Consider the following 14,259-nt stretch of genomic DNA (forward strand, 5'->3'; position numbering starts at 1 on the left):
AATTGCAGCCGCCTGCAACAACAATGGCAAGTCGTTCAACCGCAATGGCGCGAAGCATTGCGCGAGTGTCTTGCGAAGCAGCACTAGGCATAATGCGCCTGTACCCACAGGCGCATGTTTCCCATGACTCCATCTCTTCCGCGAAGACCCCGTTGGCGCAGCCTGGCCTTGCTGGCCCTGTGCCTGGCACCATTGCTGTGGCCGCTGGAGCATCTGGCCGAGCGTTATTACCGCAGCGAACTGGCTGGGCAGAACCGCCAGACCCTCGACCTGTACGTGGCCAACCTGCTGGGCACCCTGCACCGCTACGAAGTCTTGCCACAGATCCTCGGGGACCTGCCGGCGCTACGTACCGCCTTGGTGACGCCTCATGTCAGTACCAACCTGGCCAACGCCAACCTGCTGCTCAGCGACGTGGCCAACCAGGCTGGCGTGGAGGTGATGTACCTGATGGACACCTCCGGCAAGACCCTGGCCGCGTCCAACTGGGACAAACAAGACAGCTTCGTCGGCCGCAACTTCTCCTTTCGCCCTTATTTCAGCGAAGCCATGGCCGGGCATCTGGGGCGCTTCTTCGGCCTGGGCACAACCTCCGCCAAGCGCGGCTATTTCTTCGCCGCCGCTGTGCGTGACGGTGACACGATCATCGGTGTGCTGGTGGTCAAGGTCGACCTGGATCACACCGAAAGCCTGTGGGGCAAAACCCCGGAACAGTTGCTGGTGACCGATCATAACGGCGTGGTGATCCTGACATCACGCCCGCAATGGCGATTCCGCGCCACTCGGCTGCTGACCGATGCAGAGCGCCAGGCAATCATTGCTATCCAGCCCTACCCGACCCGCAACCCGCAGCCGTTGAACCTCAGCGCCACGGCCTGGTTGCGTCAATCCACGGAGATCGCGGAAACCGGCTGGAATGTCGAGATCCTCGCACCCCGCACCCTGATCAATCGCTCGGTGCGCACCGTGGTCACCATCGGCGGCGCAGCCCTGTTGGTGCTGATGCTGTTGCTCGGCTTGATGATGCAGCGCCGTCGCCACTACCTGGATCGCATCGCTTTCGAAGCCAAGGCCCGGCGTGAATTGGAATTGCGTGTGGCCGAACGGACCAGCGACCTGGAAGGTCTCAATCGCCGCCTCAAACAGGAAGTGCTGGAGCGCGAGAATGCCCAGCAGGAATTGGTACGCGCCCAGGATGACCTGGTGCAAGCGGGCAAACTGTCAGCCCTGGGTACCATGTCGGCGAGCATCAGCCACGAACTCAATCAACCGCTGGCCGCCATCCGCAGCTACGCGGAGAACGCCGGGATTCTCCTTGACCACCAGCGCACCGACGACGCCCGGGGCAACCTCAAGCTCATCAGCGAGTTGACCGGGCGTATGTCGTCGATCATCGTCCACTTGCGCGCCTTTGCCCGGCGCGACCGCCATGCCCCGGAAAGCGTCGCCCTGCAACCGGCCCTGGATGATGCACTGGCCTTGCTGGCCAAGCGTCGGCGAGCCATGGAGGTCGAGTTGATCCGCGATTTGCCGCAGGCGCCCTTATGGGTGGCAGCCGGTGAAACCCGTCTGCGCCAAGTCCTGGGCAACCTGCTGGCCAATGCTCTCGACGCCCTGACTGAAAAAGGCCCACCGCGAAAGCTCTGGCTGAGTGCCGAATCCACCGAACAGGGCGTCAACCTGTACATTCGTGATAATGGCCCGGGCTTCTGCATGGAGGCCCTGGACCGCGCCAGCGAGCCGTTCTATACCACCAAGACCCGCACCCAAGGCCTGGGGTTGGGTCTGGCGATCTGCGACACCTTGATGCGTGCCTTTGGCGGCGAACTGCTGTTCTCCAACCACCGCGAAGGCGGCGCGCTGTTAACCTTGAAACTGCGCGCCGGAGCACCGGGCGTCAGTCTGCAACCATCCGAGGACCGCAGTGTATGAGTATCGATAACCAGATTCAGGTGGTGTTGATCGACGACGATCCACACCTGCGTCAGGCCCTGTGCCAGACCCTGGACCTGGCCGGGCTGAAAGTCCTCACCCTTGGCGAAGCCCAGGGCCTGACCGAGCGGTTGTCCCGTGATTGGTCAGGCGTAGTGGTCAGCGACATCCGCATGCCCGGCATGGACGGGCTGGAGCTGTTGGCTGAACTTCAGGGCCAGGACCCGGAATTACCCGTGCTGCTGATCACCGGACATGGCGATGTGCCACTTGCAGTGCAAGCCATGCGTGCCGGGGCGTATGACTTTTTGGAAAAACCCTTCGCCAGCGACGCACTGCTCGACAGCGTACGCCGTGCCCTGGCCTTGCGTCGCCTGGTACTGGACAACCGCAGCCTGCGCCTGGCGCTGAGTGATCGTCAGCAGTTGAGCACTCGCCTGGTGGGTCAGTCAGCACCGATGCTGCGCTTGCGCGAGCAGATTGGTGCACTGGCGGCGACCAAGGCCGACGTACTGATCCTCGGAGAAACCGGTGCCGGCAAGGAGGTAGTGGCTCGTGCCCTGCACGACTTGTCCAACCGCCGCAGCGGCCCGTTCGTGGCAATCAATGCGGGTGCGCTGGCGGAATCGGTAGTGGAGAGCGAGTTGTTCGGCCACGAGCCCGGCGCCTTTACCGGCGCCCAAAAACGCCGGATCGGCAAGTTCGAGTTTGCCAACGGCGGCACGCTGTTCCTCGATGAGATCGAAAGCATGAGCCTGGATGTGCAGGTCAAACTGCTGCGGTTGTTGCAAGAGCGAGTGGTAGAACGCCTGGGAGGCAATCAATTGATCCCGCTGGATATCCGCATCATCGCCGCCACCAAGGAAGACTTGCGCCAGTCCGCCGACCAGGGGCGTTTCCGGGCCGACTTGTACTACCGCCTCAATGTCGCTCCACTGCGCATCCCACCTCTGCGTGAACGAGGTGAAGATGCCTTGATGCTGTTCCAGCACTTCGCTGACGAGGCCAGTACTCGCCACGGCCTGCCGCTTCATGAACTGCAACCGGGCCAACGCGCCTTGCTGTTACGCCACAATTGGCCAGGCAATGTACGGGAGTTGCAAAACGCCGCCGAGCGCTTTGCCCTGGGCCTGGAATTGGCCCTGGACAACATGCCAAACGACTCGGCCGCCGGCACCCCGGTGACCTCCGGCGGCTTGAGCGAGCAAGTCGAGCACTTTGAAAAAAGCCTGATTGGCGCCGAACTAGGCCGCCCTCACAGCTCCCTGCGCAGCCTCGCCGAAGCCCTGGGGGTGCCACGCAAAACCCTGCACGACAAACTGCGCAAGCATGGGCTGAACTTCTCCGACAGCGGCAACCAGAACGCTGAAGACGAATAACCCTTTTCAATCTGCCAAGAGACCGCCATGAGTCGCGATAGCCGTTACCTGGAATCGATCCTTCACCACGACATCCCCCTCACCCGGGACATGGGCCTCAAGGTACTCGACTGGCAGGAACAACAACTGCGTCTGCACTTGCCTCTGCAAGCCAACATCAACCACAAAAGCACTATGTTCGGCGGCAGCCTCTACTGCGGCGCCGTGCTGGCGGGCTGGGGCTGGCTGCATCTGCAATTGCGTGAAGAAGGGATTGAGGACGGGCACATTGTGATTCAGGAAGGGCAAATCAGTTATCCGCTGCCTGTCATTCGGGATGCAACGGTGATTTGCCAGGCGCCGGAAGATAAGGTGTGGAAACGCTTCCTGGCAACGTATCGGCGGCATGGACGGGCGCGGTTGACACTGGAGACGTGGATCGTCAATGACGATGCCGAAGAACGGGCCGTGGCGTTTACCGGGCAGTACGTCCTGCATCGGTAAACATGTGGGAGCAAAACCGGCTACAACCGGGCCAGGGTCAACAGCCGTTCGCGCCACGCCGCCTTGGCCGGCAATGCCAGGAAAAACGGGTTCAACAATGATTCCCGTGCCGGATAACTGAACGGCTGGCCATTCAACTCCAACACCTCGCCGCCCGCCCCTTCCAGCACACCCTGGGCCGCAGCAGTATCCCATTGTGACGTCGGCGCCAGGCGCGGATAACAATCGGCGCTGCCTTCGGCCAGCAGGCAGAACTTCAGCGAACTGCCAATATTGGCCAGTTTCAACTCGCCCAATCCTTCGCTCAACCCGGCCAGCAAACGCTCTTGCTCGGGGCTCGAATGGCGGCGGCTGGCGACTACGGTAAAGGCATCACCCGCTATCGGCGTGTCACGGACCTGAATCTGCTTGGGTGCCTCGTTCACATCTGAACGCCACGCCCCCAGGCCCGCACCGCCGAAGTAGCAACGGCCGCTGGTGGGCATCGACACCACGCCAAACACCACCCTGCCTTGTTCGATCAAGGCAACGTTGACGGTGAACTCCTCGCTGCCAGAGATGAATTCCTTGGTACCATCCAGAGGATCCACCAACCACCAGCGTTGCCAACCGGCGCGTACGCTCTGGTCAATATCGGCATCTTCTTCCGAGAGCACCGGAATGCTCGGATCCAGCGCGGTCAGGCCGGCGAGAATCAGGTGATGGGCCGCCAGGTCGGCGGCGGTGACCGGTGAATCATCCGATTTGGACGACACGGCCACATCGGCACGCCAATACGGCAGGATCACTTCCCCGGCCTGGCGGGCCAGCTCAATCACCGGTGCGATCAACGGGTGCCCCAGGAACAGTTCGCTCATGGCTGGAACGCTCCTCGTTGGGTCAACAAGTCTCGCACCAGATAAAGCGCTGCCAAAGCACGCCCCTCGCTGAACTGCTCGTCTTGCGCCAACTGCGAAAGCGCTCGCAAATTGACCCGATCCACCCGCATCGGCTCTGGCTCATCGCCTTCCAGGCGCTCTTCATACAGATCGGTGGCCAGCACTACCTGGATTTTCTGGCTCATGTAGCCAGGGGACAGCGACAGCTCGGTCAAGTGCTCCAACTGCCGGGCACCATAGCCCGCCTCTTCCTTGAGTTCACGGTCCGCCGCGGCCAACACATCCTCACCGGGCTCGATCAGGCCCTTGGGCAAGGACAACTCATACTCGTCCGTCCCCCCGCAATATTCCTCGATCAACAACGCGTGATCCGCGTCGATCATCGCCACGATCATTACCGCGCCGTAACCCGCCCCTCTGCCCACCAGGCGCTCGTAGGTCCGCTCCACGCCGTTGGAAAAGCGCAACTGCACCTCCTCCACGCGGAACAAACGGCTACTGGCGACTATTTCTCGGGCGAGGACGGTGGGTTTCTGGCGCATAAGCGGCTCCTTGGCATGATCGGGTTACTATACCGTGGCTTTTCCGATTGTCTGTGTCGGATATCTTTAGTTACCCAAGAGACTTATGTGGGAGTCATCCATGACTGCGTTACCCTGGCATGCCATCGACACTGTCCTGTTGGACATGGATGGCACCTTGCTCGACCTGCACTTCGACAACCATTTCTGGATGGAGCATCTGCCCCAGCGCTATGCCGAGCTGCATGGCGTAAGCCGAACCATGGCCGAGATGGAGCTGCAGCCGTTGTTCGAGCGTAACGCCGGACAGTTGCAATGGTATTGCCTGGACTTCTGGAGCGCCGAACTGAAGATCCCGGTGCGCGAACTCAAGCTGGAGACCGCCCACCTGATCGCCCTGCGCCCGGATGCCGATACCTTCCTGGCGGCGATCAAGCAGGCCGGCAAGCGGGTGATATTGATCACCAACGCCCACCGCGACTCGCTGTCGCTGAAGCTGGAACGTATCGAACTGGCCGCCTATTTCGAACGGTTGATCAGTTCTCATGACTATGGTTTCGCCAAGGAGAACCCACAGTTCTGGGAGGCGTTGCAAGCAGATATCGACTTCGACCCGTCCCGCAGCCTGTTTATCGACGACACCTTGCCCATCTTGCGCAGCGCCCGGGATTTCGGCGTGGGGCACTTGCTGGCGGTAAAAGAGCCGGACAGCCGGAAAGGGCCGAAGGATACGGCGGAGTTTTCGGCGGTGGGGGATTACAGGGAATTGATCGTGGGACTGTAGGAGCGAGCAAAAACAAGGCGTTTCCTCGCTCCTACAGCAAAGTATCACTTAATCAGGAATACGCAGTGTCTGCCCTGGGTAAATTTTGTTCACATCTTTGAGCATCGGCTTGTTGGCCTCAAAGATTTTGTTGTACTGGTTGGCATTGCCATAGACCGCCAGGGAGATGGCGCTCAGGGTGTCACCGCTTTTTACAACTACAAAGCGGGCAGCAGCAGCCGCAGGACCAGTAACAGTGATTTTGTCTTCGACGCTGGCAACGCCAGCGATGTTACCTGCGGCCAGGAGGATTTTTTCCTTCTCTTCCTGAGTGGCAACTTCACCGGTGATCGTAACCTTATCGCCATCAACGGCAGCGGTCACATTCGGATTGCCCAGCCCAACAGTCTCAATATGTTTCTTCAGCTCCTCGCTTGCATTCGCATTACCCGGCGTCAACAGATCGATCAACTTCTCGCCTGCCTCTTTAACAAAGCTAAAAATACTCATGATGCACTCTCCTTGGGATTTGATTTCCAGATGCCCAAGACTAGACCAATACGGCAGATCTTTGTTCCAGTCCGACAAATAACCAGACAAGTCTTGCCAGGGCCGGTTTGACGCCGCTTCCGGAACGGATGAAAAAAGGCTGATCGACGCCATCTATCAATAGATCAGTACAGCCAATTAGACGCGACCCTTTGTCGCGCCTAGTCTTAAGGCTGAATACTTCGCAGGTGGTAATGCCCCATGAACGCCAAGCGCCCAATCTGCGCGGCGCCTTCCCTCGAAACACCCGCGCCCGCCGCCAGCCAGAGCTATCAGTTTTGCAATCTTGCACACACAGAATCCGCCAGCACTGCGTTGGCCGAGGAAGTGGCGTTGGCGATTGCCTATAACGACATCAGCCAGGCAGTGATGCTGGTGACACCGACCGACCTCGAAGATTTTATCGTCGGTTTCAGCATCGGCAGCGGCATTATTGCTGACGTTAGCGACATTTATGATCTGAAACTCAGTGGATCGGGCTCGACCCAGTACGCTCAAGTACAGATTTCCAGCCGTGCGTTCTGGAACCTCAAGCAGCAGCGCCGACAACTGGCCGGTACCAGCGGCTGTGGGTTATGTGGCGTGGAAGCGGTGGAACAGGCGCTGCCCGACCTCAAGGTCCTGCCGGGGGCACCCTTACCTCCAGCCGAATGGCTTGATGGCCTGCGCCAACGCATCAGTGCCTTCCAGCCATTGGGCCAGTACAGCGGCGCAGTTCACGCGGCAGTGTTCATGAACGCTCAAGGCGAATTGCTGCTGGGCCGTGAAGACATCGGCCGACACAACGCCCTCGACAAACTGATCGGCGCACTGATCCGCCAACAGATTCCAACCGACGGCGGCCTGGCGATTGTCACCAGTCGTTGCAGCCTCGAGTTGATCCAGAAAGTCCTGCGCGCCGGTATCCAGACCCTGGTCAGCCTGTCGTCACCCACCGGCCTGGCCCTGCAATGGGCCCGCCGGCACAACCTCAACCTCATCCACCTGCCGCAGAAAAGTGCGCCGCGGGTCTACAGCCCTGCGATGGAGAATCAAGCGTGAGCACTCATCATCAAGCCGACGACAAACCAACCCCGCGCTACAAGCCTTACAAAGGCCCGGCCGGTGGCTGGGGCGCGTTAATCAGCGTGGCACAGGCCTGGCTGACCAGTGACAACGCGCTGAAAAACCTTCGCATGATGCTCAAGACCAACCAGAACGGCGGTTTCGACTGCCCGGGCTGCGCCTGGGGCGACTCGCCGGAAAGCGGCATGGTCAAGTTCTGCGAGAACGGCGCCAAAGCCGTCAATTGGGAAGCTACCAAACGCCGGGTGGACGCTGCGTTCTTCGCCAAACACAGCGTCAGTTCACTGCTGGAGCAGAGCGATTACTGGCTGGAATATCAAGGCCGGCTCACTGAGCCTATGTCTTATGACGCCGAAACCGACCGTTACAAACCCATCAGTTGGGAGTCGGCCTTCGACCTGATTGGCAAACACCTCAACGCGTTGCCGAACCCGAGCATGGCCGAGTTCTACACCTCGGGCCGGGCCAGTAACGAAGCGGCGTACCTGTATCAACTGTTCGTGCGCGCCTATGGCACCAACAATTTCCCGGACTGCTCGAACATGTGCCACGAAGCCAGTGGCGTGGCTCTGGCGCAAAGCGTGGGCGTCGGCAAAGGCACTGTGACCTTTGATGACTTCGAGCACGCCGATGCCATTTTTGTCCTCGGCCAAAACCCCGGCACCAACCATCCGCGGATGCTGGAGCCGCTGCGCGAAGCGGTTAAACGTGGCGCCCAGGTGGTGTGCATCAATCCCCTGAAAGAGCGCGGCCTGGAGCGCTTCCAGCATCCACAACACCCGCTGGAAATGCTCACCAACGGCGACAAACCAACCAATACCGCCTACTTGCGCCCGGCCCTGGGTGGCGACATGGCCATCCTGCGGGGCATGGCCAAGTTTTTGCTGCTGTGGGAGCGCCAGGCCCAGGCGGAAGGCAAAGAGGCCGTGTTCGATCACGCCTTCCTCAACGAACACACCATCAACATCCTGGACTATCTGGGCCGCATCGATGACACCACATGGGATGAAATCGTCGAGCAGTCCGGGCTGACCCTGGTGGAAATCGAGCAAGCGGCACGCATGTACGCCAAAGGCAAGAACGTGATCATGTGCTGGGCCATGGGTATCACCCAGCACCGTCACTCGGTGCCAACCATCCAGGAAATCGCCAACCTGATGCTGCTGCGGGGCAATATCGGCCGACCGGGTGCTGGCCTGTGCCCGGTGCGCGGCCACAGTAACGTACAGGGCGACCGTACCATGGGCATCAACGAGCGGCCGCCGGAGGTGTTCCTCGACGCCCTGGAGCGTCGTTTCCAGTTCAAGGTGCCTCGCGAAAACGGCCATAACGTGGTGGAGGCGATTCACGCCATGTTGGAAGGCCGCTCGAAAATCTTTATTGGCCTGGGCGGCAATTTTGCCCAAGCGACGCCGGACAGCCCTCGCACCTTCGAAGCACTGAGCAATTGCGACCTGACCGTGCAGATCAGCACCAAACTCAACCGCAGCCACCTGGCCCACGGTAAAGAGGCGCTGATCCTGCCGTGCCTGGGCCGCACCGACATCGACCTGCAAACCGAAGGCGCGCAAGCGGTGACCGTGGAAGACTCCTTCAGCATGGTCCACGCCTCTAATGGCCAACTGCAGCCGCTGTCGAAACAGATGAAATCCGAGCCAGCGATTCTTGCCGGCATTGCGGCCGCCACACTGGGCAGCAAGCCGGTGGACTGGAACTGGCTGGTGGCAGATTACAGCCGCATCCGCGACCTGATCGCCGATACGATTGCGGGCTTCAAGGACTTCAACCAGCGGGTGAAAAACCCGGGTGGCTTCTACCTGGGCAATGCCGCCGGCGCTCGGCGCTGGAATACGCCCTCGGGCCGTGCCAACTTTCGTGCGAACAGCCTGCCCAAGGATCTGGTGCACGAACGCACCCGCGCTACCGGTCAGTTGCCGGACCTGATCATGCAATCAATGCGCTCTCACGATCAGTACAACACCACCATTTACGGCCTGGACGACCGTTACCGCGGGGTCAAGGGCCAGCGGGATGTGCTGTTCGTCAACGAGGCCGACATCATTCGCCTGGGCTTCAAGCCTGGGCAAAAGGCGGATATCGTGTCGATCTGGGATGATGGCCGTGAGCGTCGAGTCAAAGGCTTCACGCTGCTGGCGTTTGATATTCCGGCCGGGCAGGCTGCGGCTTACTATCCCGAAGTTAATCCGCTGGTACCGTTGGAAAGCACCGGGGATGGCAGCCATACGCCGACGTCGAAATTCGTGGCGATTCGTTTGGAAGCAGCGAGCGAGAGTGGCTTGATCATGGCACGCTCGGCGTAAACGACCAGACACAAAAAAGGCCGCTTTTGCATAAAAGCGGCCGATCCGAAGTAGTTAAAGACTCGCAAAAATGACTTAAGTTCCCCATACAAAACAGTAACTTATAAAATTGTATACAACCCGTGTCATTGGTCGGATTTCCATTGTCACAATCCCGATACAGCCTCAGGATCACGCCGTCATCCTCTTGAGGTTCCCCTATGAAGTTCTCCTCGATTCTCTTGTTGTCCTTTGGACTGGTCAGTGGCGCAGCCATGGCCGGTGGCACCACCGAAGCTGGTGTGGGCGGCGCATTGGGCGGGGTTCTAGGTTCGGTCGTTGGCCAACAGTTAGGCGGTAACACCGGCTCGGCCATCGGCGCAGCCCTTGGCGGCGCAGGCGGCAGTGCGGTGGGTGCAGACAAACGCAGCCGCGGCGAAGCAGCCATTGGTGGTGCATTGGGCGCGGCAGGCGGCAACGTGGTAGGCCGCAGTGTTGGCGGCAGCACCGGCAGCCTGATCGGCGCAGCGGCAGGCGGTGGCGCCGGTGGCGCGCTGGGCAACTACATGGGCAATAAGAGCGACGACGACGACCGTCGTTATCGCGGCCGCGATAACCGTCGTTATGACCGCGATAACCATCGTGGGCGCGGGCATGCGTATGGCCATCGCAAAAACAAGCATCACTACCGCCATCATCGTTAATCGATGACTTTGTAACCCCTGCCACAGGCTGTGATCGGGCCAAATGCCCGCAAGATCTTGAGATCGTTGAAGGCCTACGGCCTTATCGCAGCCTGCGCCAGCCGCTACAGGTTTAGATCACCAGCCGCTGTAATGCCTCGCGTAATACCCCCTGAATTGGCACCGGCTGGTTCGACGCCCGGTCCACGAACACATGCACAAACCTCCCCGCAGCACAGGCGTCCTCTTCGCCAGCCTTGAACACTGCCAGTTCATACTGCACTGAACTGTTGCCCAACTTGCCCACCCGCACACCGATCTCGATGCGCTCGGGAAAGGCAATCGAGGCGAAATAGTCGCACGCCGAACTCACGACAAAACCAACCACCTCACCGCCATGAATATCCAGCCCACCCTGTTCAATCAGGTAGGTATTCACCGCTGTGTCGAAAAAACTGTAATACGTGACGTTATTCACATGGCCATACACATCATTGTCGTGCCAGCGGGTAATGATCGGCTGGAAGTGACAGTAATCGGCGCGCCGGGGCATTGAGTCAGACATGGGCAAATCTCGTGAAAGTGAATTTACAGGCTGTTCAAATGAGCCTCGGCCCATTCCCGCACCTCAGCGTAAGGGTACTGCTCCAAGGCAGCAAAACCTGGAATCCCCCGAACCTTCAACTTGGTAAACAGCGGGACGCTGATACCGCATAAAAACCGGGTCAGCCGCTCAGCACCGGGCAGGTTTGCGCTGTATTCATGATGCCTGTGGATAAAACCACCACACAGCCCCTGGAAATTTTTATCCACAAGCGCCGGCAAGCTCGGTGGCGATGGCAAATGCGCGACGCTGCCGTGGCAAACCGAGCAATGGCCGCATTGCCGGGGCACGTTTTCGTCACCAAAGTAGTGTGCCAGGCGGTAACCCAGGCAGTGATCAGTGGCGAACAGGTCCAGCATGGCGTGGATCCGCGCAATCTCTGTCACCTCATGCTGCTTGAAACCGTCGTGCAGCTCGACGCTCAGGGCCTGTGGATCAAAATCAGTATTGAGCAGGCTGTAAACCTCGGTCATCTGCTTGCTTTCCAGCTCAATCAGACCTTGCTCCTGGAAATAATCCAGGGCCTTCACCACCCGGTTGCGCTCGGCTTGATGCTGCTGATAAAACGCGTCGAAATCCACCGTCGCCCAGGTTTTTGCCCTTTTGCAGACCTGGATAATCGCCGCGACAAACTGCTGTCGCTCGCCGGAAAAACGCGCCAGCAATGCTTCAGGCTCAATCAGATACTTGAAGCGGTATTCGGCGTAAAACGCGTAGCGCGGCGCGATCACTCCCTTGAGTTCAAGCTGCACCAGCAAGGTCTTCAGCGGCAGTTCGCGGATGTTGCTGTGGTCCGAAAGTGCCCTGAGTAAAAACTCCCATTGCCCGTCACCACGGGCTGCTTGTATTTCTTCCAGGACGCGGCGAATACCCGCCTGCTCCGGCGTGTCGCCGTACACAAAGTTTTCCAGGATATTCAGGCTGTCGCGGTTCGCCAAAACCAGGCAGTCAGACGGCTGCCCATCACGCCCGGCGCGCCCGATTTCCTGGCTGTAGTTCTCGATGGATTTGGGCAGGTCGAAATGCACGACGTTACGGATATCGCTCTTGTCGATGCCCATGCCAAAGGCGATGGTGGCGACGATGCAATTGGACTGGCCGCCCATGAAGCGCTTCTGAATGCCCTCACGCTTATCGTGGGCCAAGCCCGCGTGATAAGCCTCGGCCTGGATACCATTACGGTTCAAGTGTTCGGCAATCTGTTCGGCGGTTTTCTGCAAAGTGACGTAGACGATGCTTGGCTGATTGGCCCGCTCGTTCATCCACGCCACCAGGCGTCGACGCTTGTCCTGGCCCGCGACGGGCTCCACCAGCAGGTTGAGGTTGGAGCGGTAAAATCCTGTGGTGATCACATCCTGCGGTGCAATGGCAAACTTGGCCTGCATGTCGGCGATCACCTTGGGCGTCGCCGTGGCGGTCAGCAGCAGCGCCTGGGGAATACGAAACTGACGCTGATAGTCCGGCAATTTCAAGTAATCCGGGCGAAAGTTATGGCCCCATTCGGAGATACAGTGAGCCTCGTCCACCACCAACAGTGAGATGGGCACGCTTTGCAGGAAATTACGGAAGCGCTCGTTCTTCAAGCGCTCCACGGAAACCATCAGGATCTTCAGCTCGCCGGACCGCGCCCGAGCCATCACCTCATTTGCATCATCGCGACTCTGGGCCGAGTCGATACTGCCGGCCGAGATACCGTGGCGCTGCAAGAAACCCAGTTGGTCCTGCATCAACGCCAACAGCGGTGACACCACCAGCGTCAGGTGCGGCAGCAGCACAGCGGACAGTTGGTAACAAAGGGACTTGCCGGAACCGGTAGGGAAAATCGCCGCTGCCGAGCGCCCGGCCAACACGGCACTGACAGCCGCTTCCTGACCCAAACGAAACTGTGGATAACCAAAGACCTGCTGGAGGGTGTTGTGCATACGCTGTCACTCCATTGACCGCTGAACGAGGCAAAAACATAGCTCGAAAACATAGCCCAGCACGTTCAGCGAATCGAGAAAGGTCGCAAGGAAAAAAGAGACAGGATGATACACAGCCTGGGCAATGGAGTAGGCACCAGTAGGAAACGTTCCAACCTTGCGCAGGGCGCAGCTCGAAACCCATTGAGCTACAATCAAACCTCGCACTGAGAGGACGCTGTCATGGCCGAACTGACGTTTGAGCAAAAGCAGGATCACTACAACAAGATCCGCCGTTCCAACTACCTGGCCAGCCTGCGCCTGGAAGGGTTCGACACCCAGCCCGCTGACGTCGACAAACCCCTGCCGACCCGCGAAGCCGTCCTCGCCAAGTACCGCAACACCCCACGCTGATGCTCGACAAATATGGCGTGGGCCAGGACCCGTACTGCTACCCCGGTAGCAGCGTCCTGCGTAACCGCCTCGATTTGTTCGATGAAGAGCGCCTGCACCAGGCTGAGCGGGAATTGTCTGAAATTGTCGTCGGCAGCTTGCCGCTGTATCCGCCGCCATATGACCTTGAACGCCTACAACACATCCACCGCGCCCTGTTCGGCGACGTCTACGACTGGGCCGGGGAATTGCGCACGGTCAATATCCAGAAAGGCGACACGCTGTTCTGCACGCCGGAGCGCATTCCTCCGGAAGCCGCGAAGATCATCCAGCACATGGCACAGGCCAATTGGTTTGTCGGGGTTACTCAGTCAGCGTTGGTGACGCAAATCGCCGAGGCTTATGGTGACCTCAACGTGATCCACCCCTTCCGTGAAGGGAATGGCCGGGCGCAACGGATTCTATTCGAGCAGATCATCGTCAACGCCGGGTTTTCGGTGAATTGGTGGCTGGTGAAGAACTCGGCGTGGATACCGGCGAATATTGATGCGGTAGCCTGTGATTATCGGGGGTTGGAAGCAATTTTTGAGCGGTGTGTCAGCAGGCCTTCCATCTAACGGGATCATATCCTTGGTACCCACGATTTCTGTAGCCGCTGTCGAGGGACGAGGCTGCGATAAGAGCCGAAGGACCTTCAGCGGTTTCAAGGCCCCCAGACGACTGCTGCGCAGCCGATCGCAGGCTGCGCCAGCGGCTACAGGTGATCTCTGTAGCCGCTGTCGAGGGACGAGGCTGCGATAAGGGCCGC

Annotated in this window: 14 protein-coding genes; 9 read left to right on the top strand and 5 right to left on the bottom strand. The window is 59.5% G+C overall.

Going from position 1 to position 14,259, the window contains the following annotated elements:
• Window positions 1–123 precede the first annotated feature (123 nt).
• From GIR22_RS25355 to GIR22_RS25365, 3 genes are read left to right on the top strand one after another with little or no spacing between them, the layout of a single operon-like run.
• A complete protein-coding gene (locus GIR22_RS25355) occupies window positions 124–1,932 on the top strand; it encodes a sensor histidine kinase (RefSeq protein ID WP_154746020.1) in 1,809 nt (602 codons plus the stop codon).
• Complete coding sequence (locus GIR22_RS25360) at window positions 1,929–3,311, top strand: sigma-54-dependent transcriptional regulator (RefSeq protein ID WP_154746021.1); 1,383 nt, start codon at window positions 1,929–1,931, stop codon at window positions 3,309–3,311. Before GIR22_RS25355 ends, GIR22_RS25360 begins: the two co-directional genes overlap by 4 nt.
• Before the next feature lie 27 nt (window positions 3,312–3,338).
• Window positions 3,339–3,794, top strand: a complete 456-nt coding sequence (locus GIR22_RS25365) for a thioesterase domain-containing protein (protein ID WP_154746022.1) — start codon at window positions 3,339–3,341, stop codon at window positions 3,792–3,794.
• Between the two features lie 20 nt (window positions 3,795–3,814).
• Here GIR22_RS25365 and cysQ read toward each other — a convergent pair whose 3' ends face one another.
• Both cysQ and nudE read right to left on the bottom strand, forming a co-directional pair.
• Window positions 3,815–4,651, bottom strand: coding sequence for a 3'(2'),5'-bisphosphate nucleotidase CysQ (gene cysQ, locus GIR22_RS25370; RefSeq protein WP_154746023.1), 837 nt, complete (start codon window positions 4,649–4,651; stop codon window positions 3,815–3,817).
• On the bottom strand, window positions 4,648–5,214 hold the full coding sequence (gene nudE, locus GIR22_RS25375; RefSeq protein ID WP_154746024.1) for an ADP compounds hydrolase NudE: 567 nt from the start codon (window positions 5,212–5,214) through the stop codon (window positions 4,648–4,650). Before nudE ends, cysQ begins: the two co-directional genes overlap by 4 nt.
• A 100-nt stretch (window positions 5,215–5,314) precedes the next feature.
• Between nudE and yrfG the strand changes: the two genes are divergently transcribed.
• Window positions 5,315–5,977 carry a GMP/IMP nucleotidase gene (gene yrfG / locus GIR22_RS25380; RefSeq protein ID WP_154746025.1) on the top strand — a complete coding sequence of 221 codons (663 nt, stop codon included), beginning with the start codon at window positions 5,315–5,317 and terminating at the stop codon, window positions 5,975–5,977.
• Window positions 5,978–6,025: 48 nt separating this feature from the next.
• Here yrfG and lysM read toward each other — a convergent pair whose 3' ends face one another.
• Complete coding sequence (gene lysM, locus GIR22_RS25385; protein ID WP_154746026.1) at window positions 6,026–6,466, bottom strand: peptidoglycan-binding protein LysM; 441 nt, start codon at window positions 6,464–6,466, stop codon at window positions 6,026–6,028.
• A gap of 240 nt (window positions 6,467–6,706) precedes the next feature.
• Between lysM and fdhD the strand changes: the two genes are divergently transcribed.
• The 3 genes from fdhD (at window position 6,707) to GIR22_RS25400 (ending at window position 10,574) form a co-directional block, all read left to right on the top strand.
• Window positions 6,707–7,546 (top strand): formate dehydrogenase accessory sulfurtransferase FdhD, encoded by an 840-nt coding sequence (gene fdhD / locus GIR22_RS25390; RefSeq protein ID WP_154746027.1) that lies wholly within the window; start codon window positions 6,707–6,709, stop codon window positions 7,544–7,546.
• Window positions 7,543–9,891 carry an FdhF/YdeP family oxidoreductase gene (locus tag GIR22_RS25395; protein WP_178122464.1) on the top strand — a complete coding sequence of 783 codons (2,349 nt, stop codon included), beginning with the start codon at window positions 7,543–7,545 and terminating at the stop codon, window positions 9,889–9,891. Before fdhD ends, GIR22_RS25395 begins: the two co-directional genes overlap by 4 nt.
• A gap of 200 nt (window positions 9,892–10,091) precedes the next feature.
• A complete protein-coding gene (locus tag GIR22_RS25400; protein WP_154746028.1) occupies window positions 10,092–10,574 on the top strand; it encodes a glycine zipper domain-containing protein in 483 nt (160 codons plus the stop codon).
• A 112-nt stretch (window positions 10,575–10,686) separates the two neighbouring features.
• On the opposite strand, the gene GIR22_RS25405 is transcribed toward GIR22_RS25400, so the two are convergent.
• Together GIR22_RS25405 and GIR22_RS25410 are read right to left on the bottom strand one after the other, a co-directional pair.
• On the bottom strand, window positions 10,687–11,118 hold the full coding sequence (locus tag GIR22_RS25405; protein WP_154746029.1) for an acyl-CoA thioesterase: 432 nt from the start codon (window positions 11,116–11,118) through the stop codon (window positions 10,687–10,689).
• A gap of 23 nt (window positions 11,119–11,141) precedes the next feature.
• Window positions 11,142–13,079, bottom strand: coding sequence for a RecQ family ATP-dependent DNA helicase (locus GIR22_RS25410; RefSeq protein ID WP_154746030.1), 1,938 nt, complete (start codon window positions 13,077–13,079; stop codon window positions 11,142–11,144).
• 222 nt (window positions 13,080–13,301) lie between these two features.
• On the opposite strand from GIR22_RS25410, the gene GIR22_RS25415 reads away from it, so the two are divergent.
• Window positions 13,302–13,472: a YhfG family protein gene (locus GIR22_RS25415; RefSeq protein WP_154746031.1), complete on the top strand. Its 171-nt coding sequence runs from the start codon at window positions 13,302–13,304 to the stop codon at window positions 13,470–13,472.
• A complete protein-coding gene (locus tag GIR22_RS25420) occupies window positions 13,472–14,068 on the top strand; it encodes a putative adenosine monophosphate-protein transferase Fic (protein ID WP_154746032.1) in 597 nt (198 codons plus the stop codon). The genes GIR22_RS25415 and GIR22_RS25420 overlap by 1 nt, the downstream gene beginning before the upstream one ends.
• Window positions 14,069–14,259: the final 191 nt, after the last annotated feature.

Origin of the sequence: Pseudomonas karstica (assembly GCF_009707515.1) — a bacterium.
GTDB lineage: Bacteria > Pseudomonadota > Gammaproteobacteria > Pseudomonadales > Pseudomonadaceae > Aquipseudomonas > Aquipseudomonas karstica.